23 protein-coding genes are annotated in these 23,789 nt (G+C 67.7%); 10 read left to right on the top strand and 13 right to left on the bottom strand.

Annotated features, from left to right (window positions below; genetic code table 11):
• Positions 1 to 21 precede the first annotated feature (21 nt).
• Together metW and metX are read right to left on the bottom strand one after the other, a co-directional pair.
• On the bottom strand, positions 22 to 654 hold the full coding sequence (metW, locus tag G3A50_RS10345) for a methionine biosynthesis protein MetW (protein ID WP_246252427.1): 633 nt from the start codon (positions 652 to 654) through the stop codon (positions 22 to 24).
• 66 nt (positions 655 to 720) lie between these two features.
• Positions 721 to 1,911 carry a homoserine O-acetyltransferase MetX gene (gene metX / locus G3A50_RS10350; protein ID WP_163075214.1) on the bottom strand — a complete coding sequence of 397 codons (1,191 nt, stop codon included), beginning with the start codon at positions 1,909 to 1,911 and terminating at the stop codon, positions 721 to 723.
• 133 nt (positions 1,912 to 2,044) lie between these two features.
• Here metX and G3A50_RS10355 point away from each other — a divergent pair, with 133 nt between their 5' ends.
• From G3A50_RS10355 to G3A50_RS10370, 4 genes are all read left to right on the top strand, one after another.
• The gene (locus tag G3A50_RS10355; RefSeq protein ID WP_163075215.1) at positions 2,045 to 2,980 is read left to right on the top strand and encodes a chorismate mutase; all 936 of its coding nucleotides are present in this window, start codon (positions 2,045 to 2,047) and stop codon (positions 2,978 to 2,980) included.
• Between the two features lie 37 nt (positions 2,981 to 3,017).
• Positions 3,018 to 4,160: a histidinol-phosphate transaminase gene (gene hisC / locus G3A50_RS10360; RefSeq protein WP_163075216.1), complete on the top strand. Its 1,143-nt coding sequence runs from the start codon at positions 3,018 to 3,020 to the stop codon at positions 4,158 to 4,160.
• Entirely contained in the window at positions 4,150 to 5,085 is a 936-nt protein-coding gene (locus G3A50_RS10365; RefSeq protein ID WP_163075217.1) for a prephenate/arogenate dehydrogenase family protein, read from the top strand. Before hisC ends, G3A50_RS10365 begins: the two co-directional genes overlap by 11 nt.
• Before the next feature lie 233 nt (positions 5,086 to 5,318).
• Positions 5,319 to 5,714 carry a hypothetical protein gene (locus tag G3A50_RS10370; RefSeq protein ID WP_163075218.1) on the top strand — a complete coding sequence of 132 codons (396 nt, stop codon included), beginning with the start codon at positions 5,319 to 5,321 and terminating at the stop codon, positions 5,712 to 5,714.
• 83 nt (positions 5,715 to 5,797) lie between these two features.
• On the opposite strand, the gene G3A50_RS10375 is transcribed toward G3A50_RS10370, so the two are convergent.
• The gene (locus G3A50_RS10375) at positions 5,798 to 7,291 is read right to left on the bottom strand and encodes a CoA-acylating methylmalonate-semialdehyde dehydrogenase (protein ID WP_163075219.1); all 1,494 of its coding nucleotides are present in this window, start codon (positions 7,289 to 7,291) and stop codon (positions 5,798 to 5,800) included.
• A 118-nt stretch (positions 7,292 to 7,409) separates the two neighbouring features.
• On the opposite strand from G3A50_RS10375, the gene G3A50_RS10380 reads away from it, so the two are divergent.
• Complete coding sequence (locus tag G3A50_RS10380; protein ID WP_163075220.1) at positions 7,410 to 8,327, top strand: LysR family transcriptional regulator; 918 nt, start codon at positions 7,410 to 7,412, stop codon at positions 8,325 to 8,327.
• Here G3A50_RS10380 and G3A50_RS10385 read toward each other — a convergent pair.
• Positions 8,304 to 9,266, bottom strand: coding sequence for a tripartite tricarboxylate transporter substrate-binding protein (locus tag G3A50_RS10385; RefSeq protein ID WP_163075221.1), 963 nt, complete (start codon positions 9,264 to 9,266; stop codon positions 8,304 to 8,306). The two genes, G3A50_RS10380 and G3A50_RS10385, sit on opposite strands and share 24 nt — an antisense overlap.
• Before the next feature lie 690 nt (positions 9,267 to 9,956).
• Between G3A50_RS10385 and G3A50_RS10390 the strand changes: the two genes are divergently transcribed.
• Both G3A50_RS10390 and G3A50_RS10395 read left to right on the top strand, forming a co-directional pair.
• Entirely contained in the window at positions 9,957 to 10,853 is an 897-nt protein-coding gene (locus tag G3A50_RS10390; protein ID WP_163075222.1) for a dihydrodipicolinate synthase family protein, read from the top strand.
• A gap of 143 nt (positions 10,854 to 10,996) precedes the next feature.
• The gene (locus tag G3A50_RS10395; RefSeq protein WP_170308635.1) at positions 10,997 to 12,262 is read left to right on the top strand and encodes an NAD(P)/FAD-dependent oxidoreductase; all 1,266 of its coding nucleotides are present in this window, start codon (positions 10,997 to 10,999) and stop codon (positions 12,260 to 12,262) included.
• 86 nt (positions 12,263 to 12,348) lie between these two features.
• Here G3A50_RS10395 and G3A50_RS10400 read toward each other — a convergent pair whose 3' ends face one another.
• A complete protein-coding gene (locus G3A50_RS10400; RefSeq protein ID WP_163075223.1) occupies positions 12,349 to 12,816 on the bottom strand; it encodes a MerR family transcriptional regulator in 468 nt (155 codons plus the stop codon).
• Between the two features lie 69 nt (positions 12,817 to 12,885).
• Here G3A50_RS10400 and G3A50_RS10405 point away from each other — a divergent pair, with 69 nt between their 5' ends.
• Positions 12,886 to 15,174: a heavy metal translocating P-type ATPase gene (locus G3A50_RS10405; protein ID WP_163075224.1), complete on the top strand. Its 2,289-nt coding sequence runs from the start codon at positions 12,886 to 12,888 to the stop codon at positions 15,172 to 15,174.
• Positions 15,175 to 15,254: 80 nt separating this feature from the next.
• Here the strand turns inward: G3A50_RS10405 and argH are convergent, their stop codons facing one another.
• The gene (gene argH, locus G3A50_RS10410; protein ID WP_163075225.1) at positions 15,255 to 16,640 is read right to left on the bottom strand and encodes an argininosuccinate lyase; all 1,386 of its coding nucleotides are present in this window, start codon (positions 16,638 to 16,640) and stop codon (positions 15,255 to 15,257) included.
• 62 nt (positions 16,641 to 16,702) lie between these two features.
• On the opposite strand from argH, the gene tlpA reads away from it, so the two are divergent.
• Both tlpA and G3A50_RS10420 read left to right on the top strand, forming a co-directional pair.
• Positions 16,703 to 17,437, top strand: coding sequence for a thiol:disulfide interchange protein TlpA (gene tlpA, locus G3A50_RS10415; protein WP_246252430.1), 735 nt, complete (start codon positions 16,703 to 16,705; stop codon positions 17,435 to 17,437).
• 108 nt (positions 17,438 to 17,545) lie between these two features.
• Positions 17,546 to 18,511, top strand: coding sequence for a DMT family transporter (locus tag G3A50_RS10420; RefSeq protein ID WP_163077516.1), 966 nt, complete (start codon positions 17,546 to 17,548; stop codon positions 18,509 to 18,511).
• A 95-nt stretch (positions 18,512 to 18,606) separates the two neighbouring features.
• Here G3A50_RS10420 and G3A50_RS10425 read toward each other — a convergent pair whose 3' ends face one another.
• From G3A50_RS10425 to G3A50_RS10455, 7 genes are all read right to left on the bottom strand, one after another.
• Complete coding sequence (locus tag G3A50_RS10425) at positions 18,607 to 19,488, bottom strand: 3-hydroxybutyryl-CoA dehydrogenase (protein WP_163075227.1); 882 nt, start codon at positions 19,486 to 19,488, stop codon at positions 18,607 to 18,609.
• An 83-nt stretch (positions 19,489 to 19,571) separates the two neighbouring features.
• On the bottom strand, positions 19,572 to 20,516 hold the full coding sequence (locus G3A50_RS10430; protein ID WP_163075228.1) for an electron transfer flavoprotein subunit alpha/FixB family protein: 945 nt from the start codon (positions 20,514 to 20,516) through the stop codon (positions 19,572 to 19,574).
• Between the two features lie 2 nt (positions 20,517 to 20,518).
• A complete protein-coding gene (locus G3A50_RS10435; protein ID WP_163075229.1) occupies positions 20,519 to 21,268 on the bottom strand; it encodes an electron transfer flavoprotein subunit beta/FixA family protein in 750 nt (249 codons plus the stop codon).
• A 193-nt stretch (positions 21,269 to 21,461) separates the two neighbouring features.
• On the bottom strand, positions 21,462 to 22,181 hold the full coding sequence (locus tag G3A50_RS10440; protein WP_163075230.1) for a rhomboid family intramembrane serine protease: 720 nt from the start codon (positions 22,179 to 22,181) through the stop codon (positions 21,462 to 21,464).
• A gap of 12 nt (positions 22,182 to 22,193) precedes the next feature.
• A complete protein-coding gene (locus G3A50_RS10445) occupies positions 22,194 to 22,871 on the bottom strand; it encodes a cob(I)yrinic acid a,c-diamide adenosyltransferase (protein WP_163075231.1) in 678 nt (225 codons plus the stop codon).
• Positions 22,872 to 22,897: 26 nt separating this feature from the next.
• Entirely contained in the window at positions 22,898 to 23,101 is a 204-nt protein-coding gene (locus G3A50_RS10450) for a twin transmembrane helix small protein (protein WP_163075232.1), read from the bottom strand.
• Between the two features lie 77 nt (positions 23,102 to 23,178).
• Entirely contained in the window at positions 23,179 to 23,655 is a 477-nt protein-coding gene (locus G3A50_RS10455; protein ID WP_163075233.1) for a TspO/MBR family protein, read from the bottom strand.
• Between the last annotated feature and the right edge of the window lie 134 nt (positions 23,656 to 23,789).

Here is a 23,789-nt window from a genome sequence, read left to right on the forward strand (position 1 = left end):
ACCCGCGCCTTCCCGCGCGTGTCAGCCTTTGCGCGAGAGCAGGAACACCGCCTGCTCGCCGACCAGGTTCCACACCGACCATGGCCAGTTGAAGCGGACCTTTTGGCCATAGCCGTTCAGCGCCACGGCCTGGTCGATCTGCGCGCCGACCTCGTCCACCAGCCCGACGAAGTCGCGAATGGTGCAGAAGTGGATGTTGGGCGTGTCGTGCCAGCTATAGGGCAGGTTTTCGGTGCGCGGCATGCGTCCCTTCATCAGCAGTTCGAGCCGCATGCGCCAGAAGCCGAAATTGGGAAACGACACCACCGCGTGGCTGCCCACCCGCAGCATCTGTTCCAGCACCCATTTCGGACGGCGCGTCGCCTGGATGGTCTGGGACAGGATCACATAGTCGAACGAATTGTCGGGGTAGTCGGCGAGGTCGATGTCGGCGTCGCCCTGGATGACCGCGAGCCCGCGCGACACGCTGGCATTCACGCCTTCGCGCGAGAGCTCGATGCCGCGCGCGTCGCAGCCGCGTGTCGTCGCCAGCAATTCCAGCAGCACGCCATCGCCGCAGCCGACATCCAGCACGCGTGTCGCCGGCTCGACCATCTCGGCGATGACCAGCAGGTCGACGCGCGCCCCCGTGTCGGTCCGCGCGGCCTCGCTCATGGTGAGATCGCGCACGGGCGGCTTCTTCGCGGTGGGATCGGACAGGGACATGGGTGGACTCCCGGGTCAGCTCACGCCGACGGTGCGCGCCGCCGCGTCGAGAAAGCCGCGCGTAATGGCGAACAGCTCGGGTTCGTCGAGCAGGAAGGCGTCGTGGCCCTTGTCGGTCTCGATCTCGGCGAAGGATACCGAGGCGCCGGCGGCGTTGAGCGCGTGGACGACGGCGCGCGAGGCGGGGGTCGGGAACAGCCAGTCCGAGGTGAAGGAGACCAGGCAGAACCGGGTCTTGGTGCCCTTGAAGGCATTGGCCAGCACGCCGCCATAATCCGCCGCGAGGTCGAAATAATCCATCGCCCGCGTCACGTAGAGATAGGAGTTGGCGTCGAAACGGTCGACGAACGCCTCGCCCTGGTGGCGCAGATAGGACTCGACCTGGAAGTCGGCGTCGAAGCTGAAGGTGTGGCCATCGCGGTCCTGCAGCCGGCGCCCGAACTTACGGTGCAGGGAGCTGTCGGACATATAGGTGATGTGCGCGGCCATGCGTGCCACGGAAAGCCCGCGCCGCGGGCTGGTTCCGGCCGCGAGATAGCGCCCGCCGAGCCAGTCCGGATCGGCCATGATCGCTTGCCGCCCGACCTCGTGATAGGCGATGTTCTGCGCCGAATGGCGGGCGCCGGTGGCGATCGGCATCACCGCGAAAACACGCTCGGGATAGCTGGCCGCCCATTGCAGCACCTGCATGCCGCCCATGGAGCCGCCGACCACGGCGAGCAGGCGATCGATCCCGAGATGGTCGATCAGCATGGACTGGGCGCGCACCATGTCGCGGATCGTCACCACCGGCAGGTCGAGCCCATAGCACTGGCCGGTGGCCGGATTGGTCGAGGAAGGGCCGGTGGTGCCCAGACAGCCGCCGAGCACGTTCGAAGAGATGACGAAGAAACGATCCGTATCGATCGGCTTGCCCGGTCCGACCATGGTCTCCCACCAGCCCGGCTTGCCGGTGACGGGGTGGACATTGGCCGCATGCTGGTCGCCGGTGAGGGCGTGGCAGAGCAGAATGGCATTGGAGCGCGCCGCGTTCAGCGTACCATAGGTCTGGTAGGCGATCTGGAACGAGGTCAGCACACCGCCCGCGTCCAGCCGCAACGGCGTGTCCGCGCCGAACCGAGCGACCGGGGAATGGGGGAAATCGGCCTCCCCGCGCGCCGCCTCAAAGGTGCGGGCGTCGGGAGTGAGCGTAACGCTGTCTGTCATATCAACCGTCCTACCGGACGAACAGTTCGTTATTCCGAACGCATGGAATGATGCGACATCGCCGACTTGTCAATATCAGACGATGCCAGATTTTGTTTTGCGCGTGACGCGCGCGGCGGTAGGAGATCGGCTCATGGACAAGAAAGCCGACGCTCAGGTCGAGTCTTCGCAGCCGGCCGCTCCCCACCCCACCGGGCAGCCGGTCGACCTATCCGTGCTGCGCGCGGAAATCGACCGTATTGATGCGGCGATGCACGCGCTTTTGATCGAGCGCAGCGAGATCATCGACCGGCTGGTCGAGGTCAAACGCTCGCGAGGCGCCGAGGCCGGCTCCGCCTTCCGCCCGGCGCGCGAGGCCTCGATGATGCGGATGATCGTCGATCGCCATCGCGGCATTCTCCCGCTTGATACGGTCGAGGGCATCTGGCGGGTGATCATTTCCACCTTCACCTATGTGCAGGCGCCCTATGCGGTGCATGCCGACCTTGCCACCGGCGAGGCGGCGATGCGCGACACCACGCGCTTCCACTTCGGCTTCACCGTACCCTTCGTCGCTCATATGGGCGCCACCGGCGTGGTGGCGGCGGTGGCGGGGTCCAAGGGCGATCTTGGCCTGGTACCGGCCTTCGCCGCGCCGGGCACCGGGGCCTGGTGGACCGCGCTGGAGGGCGAGAATGCGCCCAAGATCATCGCCCGCCTGCCCTTCGTCGAGCGTGCCGACCATCCGGCGGGCCTGCCGGTGTTCTGCATCGCCCATCCGGTGACCGATGGCGCGGTGACCGAGGTGGAGACCTGGAGCCTGCATGTCGCCGGCTGGACGGCGCAGGCGGCGCGCGCGCTGGCGCCGCTCGCCGAGGTCCTCGCCGTGCCCGATCGCGGGCTCGACGGTGCGGCGCTGCTGGCCTCGATTCCCGTCGGGGGCGATGTCGGTCTCGAAACTGTGCTCGCCGCGCTGCGCGCCTCCGGCGCCTCGGTGCGCTCGGCGGCTCTCGTCGGCAGCCATGCAAGCCGCTATACCCACTCGCCTCTGGCCGCCGCCTCGAAGGCCATTCCCCTCGCCAGGGGCTGAGCGTCACGCCCGCCCCGCTTCAATCCGGAGTTCTCCCATGTCGTCCGCGCCCGCCGCAAACCGTCCCGTCCCCCGCCCCGGGGTGCTGGCGATCGAGGCCTATGTGCCGGGCAAGGCGCAGGCCGGCGCCGGGGTGAAGGTGCACAAGCTCTCGGCCAACGAGACGCCGCTCGGCCCCAGCCCGAAGGCGCTGGAGGCCTTCCGCTCGGCGGCTGCGCTTGAGCTCTATCCCGATGGCTCCTCGACCCGGCTGCGCGAGGCGATCGCGGCCACCTATGGCCTTGATCCCGCGCGCATCGTCTGCGGCACCGGATCGGACGAATTGCTGATGCTGACCGCCATGGCCTTTGCCGGTCCCGGCGACGAGGTGCTCTATTCCCAGTATGGCTTCCTGGTCTACCGCATCGCCACGCTCGCGGCGGGAGCGACGCCCGTGGTCGCGCCGGAGACGGATTTCCGCACCGATGTCGACGCCCTGCTGGCGGCGGTGACCGAGAAGACGCGCGTGGTCTTCCTCGCCAACCCCAACAACCCGACCGGGACCTACCTCCCCTTCGACGAGATCAAGCGCCTGCAGCGCGGCCTGCCGCCCAACGTGCTGCTCGCGCTGGACGCGGCCTATGCCGAATATGTTCGCCGCAACGATTATGAGGCCGGCATCGAACTCGTCGCCACCTGCGCGAATGTCGTGATGCTGCGCACCTTCTCCAAGATCCACGGGCTGGCGAGCCTTCGGGTCGGCTGGCTCTACGGGCCGGCGGAGGTGGTGGACGCCATCAACCGCATTCGTGGCGCCTTTAACGTCTCCGCGCCCGGCATCGCCGCGGCGGTGGCGGCGATCGGGGATACCGCCCACACCGAGACGGCGGTGGCGCATAACGACACCTGGCTGCCGTGGCTGAGCGAGAAGCTCACCGCGCTGGGCCTCACCGTGACGCCGAGCGTCACCAACTTCCTGCTGGTGCATTTCCCCGATGTGCCGGGAAAGACCGCGCGTGAGGCCGATGCGTTCCTGATGGAGCGCGGTCTTATCCTGCGGCGCGTCGATTCCTACGGTCTGCCGGGCGCGCTGCGCGTGTCGATCGGCACCGAAGAGGCCAATCGGCTGCTCGTCGACGCGCTTGCCGCGTTCATGGGTGGGGCCGAGGCGGCGAAAGCGGGTTCTGGCCATGGTGCTTGATCCCCCGCTGGCGAGCCCGCTGATCGGCCGCCTCGCCATCATCGGCATCGGCCTGATCGGCTCGTCGATGCTGCGCGCGGCGCGTGCGCGCAAGCTCGCGGGTACGCTGGTCGCCTATGACGGTTCCGAGGGGGTGCGCGCGCGCACCGGCGCCCTCGACATCGCCGATCTCGTTGCCGCAACGCCCGCTGAAGCGGTGGCGGATGCCGACATGGTGGTGCTGTGCGTGCCGGTGGGCGCCATGGGTGCGGTCGCCGAGATGATCGGCCCGCATCTGAAGGCGGGTGCCATCGTCTCGGATGTCGGCTCGGTGAAGGGCGCGGTGCTCAACGCGCTGCGTGCGCATCTGCCCGAGGGCGTGCACGTCATCCCCGGCCATCCCGTGGCCGGCACCGAATATTCCGGCCCCGATGCCGGCTTTGCCACGCTGTTCCAGAACCGCTGGTGCATCCTCACCCCGCCGGAGGGTACGGATGAGGCGGCGCTTGCGGCCCTGTCCGGGCTCTGGACCGCGATGGGGGCCAATGTCGAGACCATGAGCGTCGAGCACCACGATCTGGTGCTGGCGATCACCTCCCATGTGCCCCATCTCATCGCCTACAACATCGTCGGCACGGCGGCGGATCTGGAAGAGGTCACGCAGTCCGAGGTCATCAAGTACTCGGCCGGCGGCTTTCGCGACTTCACCCGCATCGCCGCCTCCGACCCGACCATGTGGCGCGACGTGTTCCTGAACAATCGCGAGGCGGTGATCGAGGTACTCGGCCGCTTCACCGAGGACCTGATCGCGCTGCAGCGGGCGATCCGCTGGGCCGAGGGCGACAAGCTGTTCGACCTGTTCACCCGCACCCGCGCCATCCGCCGCTCGATCATCGAGATCGGCCAGGAAACCGCCGCCCCGGATTTCGGCCGCGAGCGGGGGTGAGGGCGGTCGTGCGGATGCACGCACGGCGATGAGGCTGCCTGCCCTCGACGAGGCGTGTGCCGAGGGCATCTTTCCCCGTAAGCGCTGTCGTGGCGCAAGGCGGACGAGTGTTCGCCCGCGCCCGCGCCGGAGTCACCGCGCCATGTGCGCCACTGGCCGGATTTCGGCCGCGAGCCTGAGCGAGGGTGGCAGCGGCGCCGTGTGCGCCGATACACTTCGGAAGAGGTTGCCCGATGAGAAAGACCACGCCCGCGGCCCTGTTCACCGCCGCGCTTGCCTGCGCTCAACTCGCCGCGCCGATCGCCTCCGCGCAGGGTATTGATTCACTCACGGGCCGCGTCTGGGTGGAGACGGCGCCGGCGAACAAGATGCCCGGCACCCTGCTCGTCTTCTTCAACGACGGAACGTTGCTGATGGATTCGTGCTGGGAGACCTACGCGCTGCGCAGGTGGAAGCGCACAGCGCCGGATGCACTCTCATGGGACGAGGACGGGGCCACCGTCAGCGCGACCGTCGCGAAGCTCACCGCCACCGACCTTACGCTGAAGGTGAAGGCCGGCCGCGACGTTGTGGAGCATCGCTACGCACGCCCCAAGGTCCCGTTCGTCTGCCCCGACATGAAGCGCTAGAGGCCAGCGCCACAGGAACGCCCGGCGCACGCACCGGGCCTCCTCTTTTGGCTGGATATGGAGCCCGCCCGAAGGGCGTACGCTCACTCTCCCGTCGTCGGCATGACGAACTGGGCGCCCTCGCGGATGCCGGTCGGCCAGCGGGCGGTGGTGGTCTTCATCTTGGTGTAGAAGCCCACGCCTTCCATGCCGTAGACGTTGCGATCGCCGAAGATCGAGCGCTTCCAACCGCCGAAGGAATGGAACGCCACCGGCACCGGGATCGGCACGTTGATGCCGATCATGCCGGCCTTGGCGTCGCGGTCGAAGGCGCGGGCGGCATCGCCGTCGCGGGTGAAGATGGCGGCGCCATTGCCATATTCGTGGTCATTGACCAGCTTGAGCGCCTCGTCGAAGCGATCGACCCGCACCACCGAGAGCACCGGGCCGAAGATCTCGTCCTTGTAGATCTTCATGTCCGCGGTCACGTTATCGAACAGGCAACCGCCGATGAAGTAGCCGTTCTCATAGCCCTGGAGCTTGAGCCCGCGCCCGTCCACCACCAGTTCCGCGCCCTCGGCAACGCCGGTGTCGACATAGCCGGAAACCTTGGCGAGGTGCTCGCGGGTCACCAGCGGGCCCATCTCGCTGTCGCGGTCGAGGCCGGGGCCGACCTTCAGTGCGCGGACCTTGGGCACCAGCTTTTCCATCAGCGCGTCACCCACGCCCCCGACGGCGACGGCAACCGAGACCGCCATGCAGCGCTCGCCGGCCGAGCCGTAGCCCGCGCCCATCAGCGCATCGACGGTCTTGTCGAGGTCGGCGTCGGGCATCACCACGAGGTGGTTCTTGGCGCCACAGAGCGCCTGGGCACGCTTACCGTGCGCCGCGGCGGTCTTGTAGACATATTCGCCGATGGCGGTGGAGCCGACAAAGCTCACCGCGGCAATGTCGGGATGGGTGAGGAGCGCATCGACCGCCTCCTTGTCACCCTGCACCACGTTGAACACGCCGGCGGGCAGGCCGGCCTCGCTCAGAAGCTCCGCCAGCATCAGCGAGGGGGTGGGGTCCTTCTCGGAGGGCTTCAGCACGAAGGCGTTGCCGCAGGCCAGCGCGACGGGGAACATCCACATCGGCACCATCACGGGGAAGTTGAACGGGGTGATGCCGGCCACCACGCCCACCGGATGGCGGGCCGAGAACACATCGACGCCGCGCGCCACCTGTTCGGTGAAATCGCCGCGCATCAGATGGGGAATGCCGCAGGCGAACTCCACCACCTCGATGCCGCGCACGACCTCGCCCTTGGCATCCTCGAAGGTCTTGCCGTGTTCCCTGGTGATCGCGGCGGCGAGCGCGTCCATGTCGCGCTCCAGCAGCGCCTTGAACTTGAACAGGATGCGGGCGCGGGTCAGAGGCGGAGTGTCCGCCCAGGCGCCAAAGGCCTGCGCTGCGTTCGCGACCGCCTCGCCGACGGTCGCGGCCGAGGCAAGGAGCACCTCGCCGGACTGCGCGCCGGTCGAAGGATCGAAGACCGGAGCCGTGCGGCCCGCCGTGCTGGCGACCTTGCCGCCGATGTAGTGACCGATGACCGCCATGACGACCTCTCTTGCTGGAATGGGCTGCCATGGTTGTGCTTGTTGAAACTTCTCACTTCAACGGCCAAGATCCCCCATCCGTTGTGCGCAAATGCGACAAGAACGGGAGGGTACTGCCGTGGACTGGGATCACCTGCGCGTCTTTCTTGCCGTGGCGCGCGCCGGCCAGATGCTTGCGGCCGCTCGCCAGCTCGGGCTCGACCATGCCACCGTGGGGCGCCGGCTCGGCGCGTTGGAGATGAGTCTCGGCGCCCAGCTTCTGGAGCGGCGCACGACAGGCAGCGCGCTCACTCCCGCCGGCGAACGCCTTCTGGCATATGCCGAGCGCATCGAGACCGAGATGCTGCAGGCGCAGGCGGCGCTCGGCAATGAGAACCTGGCGCTGGCCGGCACGGTGCGCATCGGCGCTCCCGATGGTTTCGGGACCTATTTCCTCGCCCCGCGCCTCGGTCGTCTTGCCGACAGCCATCCGGGGCTGACGATCCAGCTGGCCCCGCTGCCGCGCAGTTTCTCGCTGCCCAAGCGCGAGGTCGACATCGCGGTGACGATGCAGCGACCGGGCGAGGGGCGGCTGGTCGCGCGCAAGCTCACCGACTACAGCCTCGGCGTCTACGCCTCGCGCGACTATCTCGATCGCACCGGCCCGATCGACCAGCTCCGCGACCTCACCGGCCGCCTGCTGGTGACCTATGTGCCGGACCTCGTCTACAGCCCGGCGCTGGACTATTTCGAGGCCTTCCGCGAGGTCGAGGCGCGCCGGCTGGAATGCGCCAGCGTGGTGGGGCAGATGGAGGCGGTGCGCGCGGGCGCAGGCGTTGGCATCCTCCACGATTACGCCGCCCGCGCGCATGGCGAACTGGTGCGGCTGGTCCCGGAGCTGAGTTTTCGGCGGGCCTACTGGCTGGTCACCCATGCCGATATCCACGCGCTGGGGCGGATCCGTGCCGTCGAGGGGTTCATTGTTGCGGCGGTGCGGGACATGCGCGGCTGCTTCGTGGCCGGGCCCGCTCCGTCAGCTGAGGTCGAGGCTGGCTAGCAAGCCCCGGACGCGGATGATTTCCGTCTGCAGAAAGCGGCGGAAGGGTGCGCCGGCCATGACGTCGCTTTCCCAATTGTACTGGAACAGGGCCGTCCGCCAGGCCACGCTGGCAAGCATCCGGTCCATCAGCGCCTGCTGGTGCTGATGGTCGACCTCGTCGAGCCCCGGAGGCGCGAAGCCACCGCTCCAGTTCAGGATCTGGAGGCTGGTCCCCTGTTCGATGCAGGTGGGAATCGCCGTGCCCGGCGGACGCTGGGGCGAGGAAATGGCGAGGGCGCGCAGCCGTCCGATCTCGATCTCGTTCCGCATGTCGCTCAGCCTGCCCACGACGGCATCCGCGTTATGGGTGACGACTTCGTCGATCGCGCCTATCCCGCCAACGAAGGGACGGAAGCGCAGGCGCGACCCGGAGATGCCGGCGGCGCGCGCGATCAGTCCCGTGAACAGGTGGTCGACACCCCCGCGGTTTCCGCCCGCGATGACGACCGCGTCGGGATCCCGGCGCATCCACGCGAGAAACGCACGCAGCGAGTCGATCTCGGAATCGCCTGAGACGGCGAGAACCATGTACTCGTTGGTCAGTCGCGAGATGGGCGTCAGCTGTGAGAGTCCGGTGGGCTCACGTGCCAGCATGGCGGCGCCGATCATGCCCAGTCCGCCGATGAGCAGCGCGTCGCGGCGGCCCCGGTACCGGGTGGAGAATTCAACGATGCCGGCGGCGACGCCGTCGGTTTGGTTGATCACCTCGACATCGCTGGCGATCCCGGCGTCGATCAGGCTGACCTGCATGGCGCGCGCGATGCGATCCCATCCTCCGCCCAGGGCGGAAGGAACGAACAGCGTCAGAGGATCCCGGGTTGGCGGGGGCGCGCTTCGTGCCTCTCCCGACCCTGCGAGGGTTGCGGCCAATGCAGCAGTGAACTGGCGGCGATCCATAGGCTCTTGCGCACCTAAGGCCTGCGCGTCGAATGCGGCAGGGTGGAAGGCGAAGGGTAGCCTCTCCCAACGGCAGGTGCCAAGGTTTCAGCCATGTAGGAAGGGCACTTACTAGCAAGGTGTCGCAAGAACAACACGAATTCGATGTAAAACGGTATCAAAATGCTGCGAAATCCGTGCCATTGTGAATTGCAGCGCGCCTTGAGACACGTGGAGCCCCTGACGGGTGGGCCGGGGACGGTGTTCCGTCTGGGCGCGAATCAGAAGATCAGCGTGCCGGCGGGCCTTGCCGCTGTCCGCGACCGGCGGACCTCCAGTATCGCGGGCGACGGCGATCGCCCCCGTCGACGATTTCCCTCACCTTATCGACCGAAAGAAGGGTAATGACGGCGCCGATACCGGCCCGCGTGCCTCACCTCGCCCATGTGTCCCGTGTGCGGCGAGGGCGCTGAGGCGGGTATCCGCGCGATTTTGGGCGGTGAAGAGGTGTCTTACCTTCCCCGGGCCGTTCCTGCGGGGCTGCCTTCCGCAACGCATCGGCGAACAGGCGTGAGGTAGAGCGCGTGCAGGTTCCGTCGGCCGATATGGGCTCCTCGCGATACGGGCGCTTATCCCCTAAAAAGGATATTGCAAATTGGATCCAAAAATAAGATGCTCGCGCCAACTTCATTGGGCATCAGGAGCATAACGATGTGGCAGGGTGTTTATCCGGCTGTTTCGGCGAAGTTCACCGAGGCGGGGGAGCTTGATCACCAGGAGATGGAGCGCTGCTTTGCGCGCCAGATCGAGGCCGGGGTGGACGGCCTGATCGTCAATGGTTCGCTGGGTGAAGGCCCGATGCTGAGCCATGACGAGCGCTTGGAGGTGCTCTCGCTGGCGCAGGGCGTCGCCGGCCGGCGCCCGGTGCTGATGACGATCGCCGATGCCTCGACCCGCGACTGCGCCTCGCTGGCTTCGCGCGCGGCCAAGGCCGGCGCCTCGGGCCTGATGGTGGTGCCGAGCCTCGTCTACCACACCAACGCCAAAGAGACCGTCGCCACGCTCAGCGCGGTGGCCGCGGCCGCCGATCTGCCGGTGATGATCTACTCCAACCGCATCGCCTACCGGGTCGATGTGACGGTGGAGATCATGAGCGAGCTGGCGGCGGACCCGCGCTTCGTGGCGATCAAGGAATCGTCCGACGACATCCGCCGCGCCACCGACATCATCAATGCGTTCGGCGATCGCTACGACGTCTTCACCGGCGTCGACAATCTCGCCTATGAGGCGCTGGCGGTCGGTGCCGTGGGCTGGGTCGCGGGTCTGGTCATTGCCTTCCCGGAGGAGACGGTCGCGATCTACCGGCTGATGAAGGCGAAGCGCTATGACGAGGCGCTGGCGATCTACCGCTGGTTCCGCCCGCTTCTCGATCTCGACGTGTCGAGCTACCTGGTCCAGAACCTCAAGCTGGTCGAGGCGCTGGTGACCGGGACCACCGAGCGGGTGCGGGCCCCGCGCCTGCCGCTTGAGGGCGAGGCGCGGGCGCGGGTCGAGGCGATCGTGCGCGAGGCGCTGGCCACGCGGCCGCTGCTGTCGAAGGCCGCCTGAGGCCGGGCCCAGCCGGCGGGCCTCCCCGGCGGGAACACGCCCGCCGGCTCTCTCTCCCGCGGTCCCTCTCCCGGCGGTCTCCGGCCCGCCCGGCCACGTCGGGCCGGGGGCGAGGGGCTCCGAATATCCCTGGATGGTAAGGCATGAGCGGCGCACTGGCACTGGACAGCATGAAGGACGACGTGATCGTCGTCGGTGCCGGTATTGTCGGCCTCGCCGCCGCGTTTCACCTTCAGGCCGAAGGCCTGCGTGTGCGGTTGGTCGAACGGGGCGGTGTCGCCGAGGGCGCGAGCATGGGCAATGCCGGTGCCTTCGCCTTTACCGACATCCTGCCGCTCGCCTCGCCCGGCATTCTGCGCCGCGCCCCGCGCTGGCTGCTTGATCCGCTCGGGCCGCTCTCGCTTCCACCGCGCTACCTGCCGCACCTGGCGCCCTGGCTGATCCGCTTCTGGCGCGCCAGTCTGCCGGATCGCCATGCCCGTTCCATCCTCGCCCAGAGCGCGCTGATGCGCCTCGCGGCGGAGGCGATGGGAGCGATGGTGCAGGAGGCCGGCCTGTCGGGTCGGGTGCGCCATGAGGGCAATCTCCAGCTCTATGAAAGCGAGGCCGAGCTTGCCGCCGCGCTGCCGGGATGGCGGCTGCGCGAGGCGGAAGGCATCGCCTTCGAGCATGTGCGCGGTGAGCGCCTGGCCGCGCTCCAGCCCGGCCTGTCGCCGCGCTTTCCGGTCGGCACCTTTACCCCGCACTGGAAAAGCGTCGACGACCCCTATCACTTCGCGCTGGCGCTGTTCGATGTGGTGATGTCGCGCGGCGCCACCATCTCGCATGGCGAGGTTGTCGTTATCGAGACCGGTGAGGAGGGCGTGCGCGTGCGCCTTGCCGATGGCGGCGCGCTGAGCGCAGGCCATGCGGTACTGGCTGCCGGCGCCTGGTCGCGGCCGCTGGCGAAGGCGCTGGGCAACGCCGTGCCGCTCGAGACCGAGCGCGGCTACAACACGACCCTGCCGCCGGGAGCCTTCGAGCTGAGGCGCCAGCTGACCTTTGGCGGCCATGGCTTCGTGGTTACCCCCCTCGCCACCGGCATCCGGGTTGGCGGCGCGGTGGAACTGGGCGGGCTGAAGGCGCCGCCCAACTACGCCCGCGCCGAGGCAATGCTGAACAAGGCCGCCACTTTCCTTCCGGGTCTGAAGACGACCGGCGGCACGCAATGGATGGGCTTTCGGCCCTCGTTGCCGGACACGCTTCCCGTTATCGGCCGCTCAAAGGCTTCGTCCCGGGTGATCTACGCCTTCGGTCACGGCCATCTCGGCCTTACCCAAAGCGCGGGCACCGGCCGCCTTGTCGCCGACCTCGTCACCGGCCGGCCGCCCTCAACCCCGCTTGAGCCTTTCCGTCCCGACCGCTTCTGAAAGACCTGACACCTCATCTGGCGCGAAGTGGCGGCCGGAAGCGAAGCGGGGCCGACAGGCGCGTTGTTCGCCGGGTTCCGACGAGCCTAATGGCCGATTCCGGCGGGCTCGGCAGCGCCTTCATGATGCCGGCACTTGCCATGGTCGGCCAGGATCTCGATCACCCGGCAGTCGCCGACATGGCCATGGGTGCAGCCCTCGACCATGCGCTCGAGCTCCGCCTTCAGCGCGTTGAGGCCGGCGATGCGGTGCTCCACCTCGACAAGGCGGTCGCGGGCGATGGCGTCGGCCATGGCACAGGACTGGTCGGGTTCGTCCTGAAGCCTGAGCAGGGTGCGGATCGCGTCGATCTCGAATCCCAGCTCGCGGGCGTGGCGGATGAAGGCCAGCCGGCGCATATCGGCCTCACCATAGGCCCGGCGCCCGCCCTCGGTTCGCGGCGGCGGTGGCAACAGGCCGATCTCTTCATAATAGCGGATGGTCGGCACCTTGACGCCGCTTGCGCGCGCGACCTCGCCGATGCTGAAAAGGCCGCTGGTTCCAGGCTCGGTCATTTTACCTCTTGCTCCTCTAGTCGCTAGAGGAAGTAGGCTCACCTCAATGGTGAGACAAGAGGTGAGATCATGTCGGCCCTGAAGACCCGCTACCGCATTGATGGCATGGACTGCGCCTCGTGCGCCTCGAAGATCGACACGGCGGTCCGGCGGGTGAAGGGCGTGGCCGAGGTTTCGGTTTCGGTGACAGCAGGCACCATGACCATCGAGCATGACGGCGCGGACCTCGCCGTGCTTGAAAAGCGCGTCTCCGGTCTGGGCTACGGCATCGTACCGCTGGGAGCCCGTGCCGCGCCTGCCGGGGCATCTGGAGCCGCGCACGATCATGCGGCGCACGAACACGCCGGCCACGATCACGACCATGAGTCGTGTGGCGGGGACCACGACCACCATCACGACCACGGACACGAACATCCTCGTGCTGCCGCCACCGCGCCGGTGTCATCGGGCGGTGAGGATCACGCCCATTCCCACGCCGGGTTACCCGGCGACGGGCCGTGGTGGACGAGCGGCAAGGCGCGCCTCGCCCTTGTCTGTGGTGCTGCGCTCGTAGCCGCCTATGCCATCGGCCATTTTTTCCCCGTGCTCGATCCGTGGATCTTCATTGCTGCGCTGCTGATCGGCCTGGTGCCGATCGCACGGCGCGCGGTTATGGCGGCGTTGGCCGGCACGCCCTTCTCCATCGAGATGCTGATGACCATCGCGGCCGTCGGCGCGGTGATCATCGGTGCGTCGGAGGAGGCGGCGGCCGTTGTCTTCCTGTTCCTTGTCGGCGAACTGCTCGAAGGCGTTGCCGCCGGGCGGGCGCGCGACAGCATCCGCTCGCTGACCGCACTGGTTCCCAAGACCGCCCGGCTGATCGAGAACGGCACCACCCGTGAGGTGCTGGCCGAAAGTCTCACCGTCGGTGCGGTTATCCTCGTGCGTCCCGGCGAACGCATTCCCGCTGACGGTGAAGTGCTTGAGGGTTCCGGTTCGGTCAACGAGGCGCCGGTCACCGGCGAGAGCGTGCCGGTCGCGAAGGTGAAGGGGGATGCGGTGTTTGCCGGCACGGTGAACGGGGAGGCCGCGCTTACCGTGCGCGCCACCACCGAGCCCTCCGACAACACCATTGCCCGCGTGGTGCGCCTGGTCGAGGAGGCGCAGGAGAGCAAGGCGCCGACGGAGCGGTTCATCGACCGGTTCTCGCGCTGGTACACGCCTTTGGTGGTGGTTCTTGCCGCGCTGGTCGCCGTGCTGCCGCCGCTTGTTCTCAATGCGTCATGGGAGGAGTGGGTCTACAAGGGCCTGGCCATCCTGCTCATCGGGTGCCCCTGCGCGCTGGTTATTTCGACGCCGGCCGCCATTGCCGCCGGTCTGGCGTCCGGGGCGCGGCGCGGGCTTCTGATCAAGGGCGGCACAGTGCTGGAGACGCTGCGCCTCGTGACCCTGGTGGCGCTCGACAAGACCGGAACGCTGACCGAGGGCAAGCCCAAGGTGACGGATCTCGTCGCCTTTTCAGGCAGCGAGGTGGATCTGCTTCGCCGCGCTGCCGCGCTCGAGGCCGGGTCCACCCATCCGCTGGCGAACGCAATTCTCGCGGAAGCCGAAGCGCGCGGCGTCGTTCTTCCGGCCGTTCAGGACGCGGGGGCGTCGAGCGGCGAAGGGGTTGGCGGATTGGTGGAAGGAGCGGAGCTGTTTCTCGGCTCGCCCCGGGCCGCCGCCACGCGCGGAAATCTGACGGAGCCGCAGCGTGTCGCGATCGAGCGGCTGAACGATGACGGCAAGACCGTCGCGGTTCTGCTCGCCGATGGCAGGGTCGAGGGACTCATCGCCATGCGCGACGAACCGCGCGCCGACGCGGCAGAGGGGCTCGCACGGCTGGCGCAGGCGGGTATCCGCACGCTGATGTTGACGGGTGACAATGAGCGCACCGCCCGGGCCATTGGCGGCAATCTCGGCATCGAGGTCCGGGCCGGCCTGATGCCGGCAGACAAGCAGCGCATCATCACCGAGCAGAAGGCTGCCGGCGCCACGGTGGCCAAGGTCGGCGACGGCATCAACGACGCGCCCGCGCTTGCGGCGGCCGATGTCGGCATCGCCATGGGCGGGGGCACCGACGTCGCGCTGGAGACAGCGGATGCCGCCGTGCTTCACGGCCGGGTCAGCGATGTCGCGGCCATGATCGATCTGTCGAAGGCGACCATGCGCAACATCCACCAGAACATCACCATCGCGCTGGGGCTGAAGGCGGTGTTCCTCGTCACCACCATTGCCGGCATCACAGGGCTCTGGCCGGCGATCCTGGCCGATACCGGCGCCACCGTCCTGGTGACGGCGAACGCGCTGCGGCTGCTGGGGCAGAAGGATCGCGGCTAGGGCCGACCTCCCCTTCCGGGCAGGCGGCGCTCATCTAGCCGCCTGCCCAGGCTTCCATTGTGCCCTTGTCAGGGTGGTGTTCAGCTCTTCGCGAGCTGCTTCAGCCAGCGCTTGGCCTGCGCGCGGACATTCTTCGGCGCGGTGCCGCCATAGGAGGTGCGGCTCGCCACCGACTTCGCCACCGAAAGCACCCCGAACACCTCTTCGGTGATGCGGGGCTCGACACTCTGCATCTCGGCGAGGGTCAGCTTGTGGAGCGGAGCGCCCTTGTCGGAGGCCAGCGCGACGATGCGTCCGGTAACGTGATGCGCCTCGCGGAACGGCAGCCCGAGCACCCGCACCAGCCAGTCCGCCAGATCCGTGGCGGTGGAATAGCCGGAACCGGCCGCCGTCTTCATCTTCGCCTCGTCCGGCACCATGTCGCGGACCATGCCGGCGGTGGCGGCGATCATCAGCGACAGCGTGGAGAGGGCGTCGAAGGCGCCTTCCTTGTCTTCCTGCATATCCTTGGCGTAGGCGAGCGCGAGGCCCTTCATGACCATGAGCAGGCCGGAGAACGCACCGGCGATGCGCCCGATCTTGGCGCGCACCAGCTCGGCCGCGTCCGGGTTGCGCTTCTGCGGCATGATCGAGGAGCCGGTGGTGAAGCGGTCGGAGAGCTTGAGCAGGCCGGTCAGCGGCGAGGTCCAGATCACGATCTCTTCGGCGAAGCGCGAGAGGTGCATGGCGCAGATCGACGCCGCTGCCAGCGTCTCCAGCACGAAGTCGCGGTCGGACACCGAATCCAGCGAATTCGCAGTCGGGCGATCAAAGCCGAGAGCCGTTGCGGTGGCGAAACGATCAATCGGGAAGGACGTTCCCGCGAGCGCGGCGGCGCCCAGCGGGCATTCGTTTAGCCGGACGCGGGAATCGTGGAGCCGTCCGCGATCGCGCCCCAGCATCTCGACATAGGCCAGCAGATGGTGGCCGAAGGTCACGGGCTGCGCGGTTTGAAGATGCGTGAAGCCCGGCATCACCGTGCCGGAATGGATCAGTGCCTTCTCCGCCAGCGCCGACTGCAGGTCGCGCAGCTGGATGTCGAGCGTGTCGATCGTGTCACGGACATAGAGGCGGAAGTCGGTCGCGACCTGGTCATTGCGCGAGCGCGCGGTGTGCAGGCGGCCGGCCGACGTCCCGATCAGCGTGGCGAGGCGCGACTCCACATTCATGTGGATGTCCTCCAGCGCGCGTTGGAAGGTGAAATTGCCGGATTCGATCTCTGACAAGATCGTGTCTAGACCCGCGAGGATCTTTTCGGCATCAGCTGTGTCGATGATCCCCTGTGCCGCCAGCATCGAAGCATGCGCCTTCGAGCCAGCTATGTCCTGCGCGAACAGGCGCTGGTCGAATCCGATGGAGGCGTTTATCTCCTCCATGATCGCATCGGGACCGGTCTCGAAGCGGCCGCCCCACATCTTGTTGCTCATGCTGACTTTTCTCCGCGAGGACGGTCATGACCGAACGACCTGAGGACAACCCGCCCGCCGCAATGCCGGCTGACGAGCCGGGCAAGGCCCGCCCCAAAGGCCGTGTTGCCCTGATCCTGGCGGCCGCCATCATCCTCGGCGCGGCCGCTGGCCTGGCAGGCGTATACGGGATCGGAGGCGGAACGCGCAACGTGGTTGCGACAGCTCCGGTCTCAACGGCCCCGGCTTCGGGCGGTGACGCGGCCTGCGCGGCGGCGAGCGAAACCGGCCGACGTATCGCTGATCTCGCCACCGGCGACCTCGCCGCCTTCGCCCCGACGCTCAAGCCGACCCGCATTCCCGACCTCGCCTTTCTCGACCCGCAGGGTGAGACCACGCGGCTGGCGGCGGTCGGGGGCGACGGGTTGAAGCTCGTCAATGTCTGGGCCACCTGGTGCGTACCCTGCCGCAAGGAGATGCCGGCGCTGGACCAGCTTCAGCGCGAACTCGGCAGTCGCGAGGGCGACGGCAAGGATTTCGAGGTGGTCGCGATCAACATCGATACGCGCGACCCGGAGAAGCCGAAAACCTTCATGGCAGAGACCGGCATTCACGACCTCGCGCTCTACACCGATCCCAAGGCCAAGAGCTTCCAGGATCTGCGCGCGGTGGGGCGCGGCTTCGGCCTGCCGACCACGATGCTGATCGATGCGCAGGGCTGCGAGATCGGCCATATCGCCGGTCCGGCGGAATGGGCGGGGCCGGATGCGCTGGCGCTGATCCGCGCCGCGCTGGCGGATGGCGCCCGGAAGCCGTAGCCGGCGACGGCGGCGCTTTCACCACTCGCCGGCGGGCGGTTTCGGGTAGCGGGTGAACCCGGGAAGGTCTATGCCCCGCTTCCCTGCCGCAGGAGCCGTACCATGTCCATGTCGCAAACCGCCCCTTCGTCCGCCGGCAATGGCGCTGCCGGTGTCGGGCGGCCGCAGCCGATGGCGACGGCCGACTGGCTCTCCCTGGGGCTGCTGTCGCTGATCTGGGGCGGTTCATTCTTCTTCGGCAAGATCGCGATCGCCGAAGTGCCGCCGCTTACCATGGTGCTGGCGCGGGTCGCGATCGGCGCGGCGGCGCTGTTCGTCATCGCGCGCCTCAGCGGGGTGCGTGTGAATCTGAGCCCGGCGCTGGCGGCACGCTTTGCGGTATTGGCGATGCTTGCCAATATCATCCCGTTCGGGCTCATCGCCTGGTCGCAGCAACACCTTCCCAGCGGCCTATCCTCGATTCTCAATGCCGCGACGCCGTTGTTCACGGTGCTGGTGGCGCAGGCCTTCACGCGGGATGAGAAACTCACGACCGGCAAGCTGGTCGGCGTGGCGCTCGGCTTCGCGGGTGTCGCGGTGATGATGGGGCCGGCGCTGCTCGGCCAGCTTGGCGGGCACCAGCTTCCCGCCCAGCTCGCGGCGATCGGCGCCACGATTTCCTATGGCTTTGCCGCGGTCTATGCCCGCCGCTTCCGCCAGATTCCCCCGCTCGGAGTCGCTCTGTTGCAGCTCGCCACCTCAAGCGTGCTGCTGCTGCCGCTGGTCGCTATCCTGGAACGGCCCTGGTTGCTGCCGATGCCCTCGCCGACGGTCTGGGGCGCGCTGATCGGGCTCGGCGTGCTGTCGACCGGCCTCGCCTTCATCCTCTATTTCCGCATCGTGGCACGGAATGGGGCGACCAATATCTCGCTGGTCACCTTCCTGGTCCCGGTGAGCGCGATTCTGCTTGGTGCGGTGTTTCTTGGCGAGGCGCTGGAGCCGCGCGAACTCGCCGGCTTCGGGCTGATCGGGCTCGGTCTTGCGGCTATTGATGGCCGGCTGGCGCGGTGGATCGCCGGGGCCGTCAGCCGCTAGAGGGCAGTGCGGGCGTTGCCGGGCGGGAGGCCTGAAACGCAAATGGCCGGGACGAGCCCGGCCATGGGTGCATCAGAGAGCGTGCGTGCCGGGCGTTACCGCGTCGGCACCGGCTTCTCGCCGCGATAGTCATAGAAGCCGCGCTGGGTCTTGCGACCGAGCCAGCCGGCCTCGACATATTTCACCAGCAGGGGGCAAGGGCGATACTTGGAATCGGCCAGTCCCTCATGGAGCACCTGCATGATCGACAGGCAGGTGTCGAGGCCGATGAAATCGGCCAGCTGCAGCGGGCCCATCGGGTGGTTGGCGCCCAGGCGCATCGCGGTGTCGATGGCGTCCACCGAGCCAACGCCCTCATAGAGCGTGTAGATCGCCTCGTTGATCATCGGCAGCAGGATGCGGTTGACCATGAAAGCGGGGAAATCCTCCGCCACCGCATAGGTCTTGCCCAGCCGCGTGACGAAGCCCTTGGACAGCTCGAACGTTTCATCCTCGGTGGCAATGCCGCGCACCAGCTCGACGAGCTGCATCAGCGGCACCGGGTTCATGAAATGAATGCCGATGAAGCGCTCCGGCCGGTCGGTCGAGGCGGCGAGGCGGGTGATCGAGATCGAGGACGTGTTGGTGGCGAGGATGGTCTCGGGCTTCAGGAACGGGCAGACGCCGGAGAAGATCTTGCGCTTGATCTCCTCCTTCTCGACGGCGGCCTCGATCAGCAGGTCGACATCGGCGAGGTCCGCGGACTGGTCGGTGCCGTGGATACGCGCCAGCGCGGCCTGCTTCTCTTCCTCGGAGTAGAGGCCCTTGGAGACCTGGCGAACCATGTTGCCATTGATGGTGGCCAGGCCCGACTTGATGCGGTCGCTCTGGAGATCGTTCAGCACGACATTGTAGCCGGCAAGCGCGCACACATGCGCAATGCCGTTGCCCATCTGTCCAGCGCCGATGATGCCGACGCTCTTGATCTCGAAAGCCATGGTTGAGCCTGCCCCGCCTGGTCTGTCCGTCAGTTCCCGCTGCCGGCACCGTCCGTGTCGACGGTGCCGAGTATAGAGCGCTGTCAGCCTTTTGCCTTAGCTAATTCGGCGGTGAGTTCGGGAACGATCTGGAACAGGTCGCCCACCATGCCGTAATCGGCCACCTGGAAGATGGGGGCTTCCTCGTCCTTGTTGATCGCCACGATCACCTTGGAATCCTTCATTCCCGCCAGATGCTGGATGGCGCCGGAAATGCCGACCGCGACGTAGAGATCGGGAGCCACGACCTTGCCGGTCTGGCCGACCTGCCAGTCATTGGGCGCGTAGCCGGCATCCACCGCCGCGCGCGAAGCGCCCACTGCCGCGCCGAGCGTGTCGGCCAGCGGCTCGATGACCTTGGCGAAGTTTTCGGACGAACCGACCGCCCGCCCGCCGGAGACGATGATCCGGGCCGCGGTCAGCTCGGGACGCTCGCTCGCCGCGATCTCTTGGCCGACGAAGCGCGTGCCCGCCGCCGCCGACCCGGCCTCGACGGCGCGGAGTGGCGCGCTCGCGCCCTCGCCTGCCGCCGCGAAGGACGAGGTGCGGATGGTCAGAACCTTCTTCGCCTCGTCCGAGCGCACCCGCTGGATCGCGTTGCCGGCATAGATCGGCCGGTCGAACGTGTCGGGCGCGACGATGGCGATGACGTCGGAGACCTGCATGACGTCCAGCAGCGCGGCGATGCGCGGCATCACGCTCTTCCACACCGAGGTGGAGGGGGCCACCAGCGCGTCATAGCTGCCCGCCAGAGCGACGCCGAGCGCGGCGACCGGCTCGGCAAGGCGATGGGCGTATTCCGGCGCGTCGGCGACCAGCACCTCGTCGACGCCGTCGAGCCTGGCGGCGGCCTCGGCGGCGGCCTGGCAGCCGGCACCGACGACAAGAACATGCACCGGGGCGCCGATCGCCTTCGCCGCGCTCAGGGCGCGGGCGGTGACGGGGTTGAGGCTGGCATCGTCATGTTCGGCAAAGAGCAGCGTCGCCATGTTCAGAGCACTCCCGACTGCTTGAGATCGCCGACGAGTTCGGCGACCGAGGTCACCTTCTTGCCGGCGGTGCGGCTGGTCGGTTCGGTGGTGGACAGCACGACGAGGCGGGGGGTGAGGTCGATGCCCCACTCGGCCGGCGTCTTCTCCGCGATCGGCTTCTTCTTGGCCTTCATGATATTGGGCAGGCTGGCATAGCGCGGTTCGTTAAGTCGCAGATCCGTGGTCAGCACCGCCGGCAGGTCGAGGCTGACCGTCTGAAGGCCGCCGTCGATCTCGCGGGTGACGTCCACCGTTCCCTCGCCGACGACGACCTTGGAGGCAAAGGTCGCCTGCGGCCAGCCCAGCAGCGCCGAAAGCATCTGGCCGGTCTGGTTGCAGTCGTCGTCGATCGCCTGCTTGCCGAGAATGACGAGGCCGGGCGCCTCCTCCTCGACCAGCTTCTTCAGGATCTTGGCGATGGTGAGCGGCTCGATGCCGGCCTCGTCGGTCTTCACCCAGATGCCCCGATCGGCGCCCATGGCGAGAGCGGTGCGGATGGTCTCGTCGGTCTTGGCCGGCCCCACCGAGACGGCGATGACTTCGCTCGCCTTGCCGGCTTCCTTCAGCCGCAACGCCTCTTCGACGGCTATCTCGTCGAAGGGGTTCATCGACATCTTGATATTGGTGAGTTCCACGCCGGAACCGTCCGGCTTCACGCGGATCTTCACATTGTAGTCGACCACCCGCTTCACGGGCACCAGTATCTTCATCACCACATCCCCCGCCCCACGTGCCGCTCAAGGGCCGTGCCGGGCAGCCGCATTTCGAAGATGGCGATGCCGCCCCAAGGCCGGAAGGCGGTCCGGGCGTGGCATCAGCCCGCGGAAAACGCCCGGAAACTATGGATCGACCCCTGCCCTGTCAACGTATCGCCCACCCGTCAAAAGGTGGAGGGCGGCGCGTTCAGACCGGCGGTGTTCCTTCCGGCGTGCCGTCGCGGGTCGTAACCCACAGCGGTACGCCCTTTCGGCGCATGAACACCACGAGCACGGCTCCCGCCACAAGGCCGCCAATATGCGCCCACCAGGCGGTTTCCTGGTCGGTCGTGGTGGCCAGGCTCCAGAGCTGAAAGCCGATCCACGCGCCGAGCGGCCAGGCTGCGGGCACCCGCAGCGGCACGCGCAGGAACATCAGTACCCAGATCCGGACATTGGGGTGGAGCATAAGATAGGCGCCCACGAGCCCCGATACGCCGGCCGAGGCACCGACGAGCGGCGAGGCCGAATCAGGCATGGCCAGCGAATGGGTGAGACCCCCCGCGACCCCGCACAGCAGGTAGAAGGCAAGGAAGCGCACATGGCCCAGCGCGTCTTCCACGTTGTCGCCGAACACCCAGAGGAAGGCCATGTTGCCGATGAGATGCAGCCAGCCGCCGTGCAGGAACATGTAGGTGACCAGCGTCAGCTCGGAGGGCAGACGCACATATTCGGCGGGCAGCACGGCGGTGTGGTTCACCACCACCGGAATGACGCCATAGCCAAAGGCGGAGGGCACGTCGATCTCGGCCTGGTAGCCGTGCTGGAAAAGAACGAAGACCAGTATGTTGGCCGCGATCAGCCCCCAGGTCACATAGGCGTGGGTGATGCCTTCCAGCGGGTTGTCATCATTGATGGGCAGCAGCATGGCGCGCGCGCCTCACTCGCCCCTTCCTGCTGCCGGCACCCACAGCACGTCACCCGGCGATGATCCGCCAGCGCGGGCATTCGCCACCCGGCTCATGACGAAAAGCAGGTCCGACAGGCGGTTCAGGTAGGTCACCGCAGTCGGGGACACGACCTCGCCCGGGCTCTGCGCGAGTTCGACGACCATGCGCTCGGCGCGCCGGCACACGGTGCGCGCGACATGCAGATGCGCGGCCGCCGGGGTACCCGCCGGCAGTACGAACGAGCGTAGCGGCTTCAGCGAAGCATTGAGCAGGTCGATGTCGCGCTCCAGCTTGTCCACTTGCGTGGCGACGATGCGCAGCGGTTCGTAATCCAGCGTCTCGCCGGTGTCGGGGGTGGCGAGGTCGGCGCCGAGGTCGAACAGGTCATTCTGGACCCGCGCCAGCATGGCGTCGATGTCGGCGAACACGCCCTGGGCGAGCATGGTCTCGATGGGGTTGGCGGCAAAGGCGGCCTTGGCGATCGCTTCCTCGGCGGGACCCGAGCCCGCGCCGGTGTGCAGCCGCGCCACGCCAATCACGGCGTTGGTCTCGTCCACCGTGCCGTAGGCGCTCACGCGCAGGTCGTATTTGGCCCGTCGCTCGCCGGTGCCGAGCGCGGTCGTGCCATCGTCGCCGGTGCGGGTGTAGATGCGGTTGAGGACCACCATGGCGGTTGCGGCTCCGTTGCGGCGCGTCAGCCGTGGTTCATGAGGATGATGGTCGCCAGCACGAAGCAGAGCGCCACCGCCTGCAGCAGCACGCGCCACTGCATCAGCTTCTGCGATCGGAGCGGGGAGCCTCCCCGCGCCATGTTGGTCAGGCCCAGAATGAGCACGACGGCGACCGCGCCCAGCGCGATCGGCAGGATGACGAATTTGGCGATGGTCACGAGATCCATCGGGCTCTCCCGCGGCTCGGCGACGAACTGGCTCGGCCAGGGTCTGCCCTTATCGGATCGGTTTGGGTTAATCCAGCTCAGTTCATGGCGACAATGGCAGCATTCAGCGCCAGCGCATAGGACACCCAGACCAGATAGGGCGCCATGAGCCAGGCCGCTATGCGGTCGATCCGCGCGCAGGCCAGAATGGTGGCGAGGATCGCGATCCACAGCATCACGATCACCGCCAGCGCCCAGACGATGGCTTCCAGGCCGAAGAACACCTGCGACCACACGGCGTTCAGCGCGAGCTGGACCAGCCACAGCACGACCGCAAGGCGGCGGTGGGACGAGGGCGCGTGGAGCTGCCACAGCCGCCACAGGGTCACGGCCATCAGAACGTAGAGCGTGGTCCAGACGATCGGGAACACCGCGTCCGGCGGTGTCCAGGAGGGCTTGGCGAGGGTCGCGTACCAGGTCGGGATCTGGGGGGTGGTAGCCAGTGAGCCCAGCGCCCCGACCGCGAGGCAGAGCCCCACCGCCAGGACGAGGCGGAAGAAGGACAGGGTCTTCATCGGGCGTCTCCCGTGCTGATTCGCTGCGGTGCAGACCCTTTATACGCGGCGCGCCAGCGCTGCGGATGTCCTCGCCGTCACTGACACCGTCCATTTCGCGGCTCTCGGCGATGAGTGCCGTTGATGAGACCGCG

The organism is Ancylobacter pratisalsi (genome assembly GCF_010669125.1).
Taxonomy (GTDB): Bacteria; Pseudomonadota; Alphaproteobacteria; order Rhizobiales; family Xanthobacteraceae; genus Ancylobacter; species Ancylobacter pratisalsi.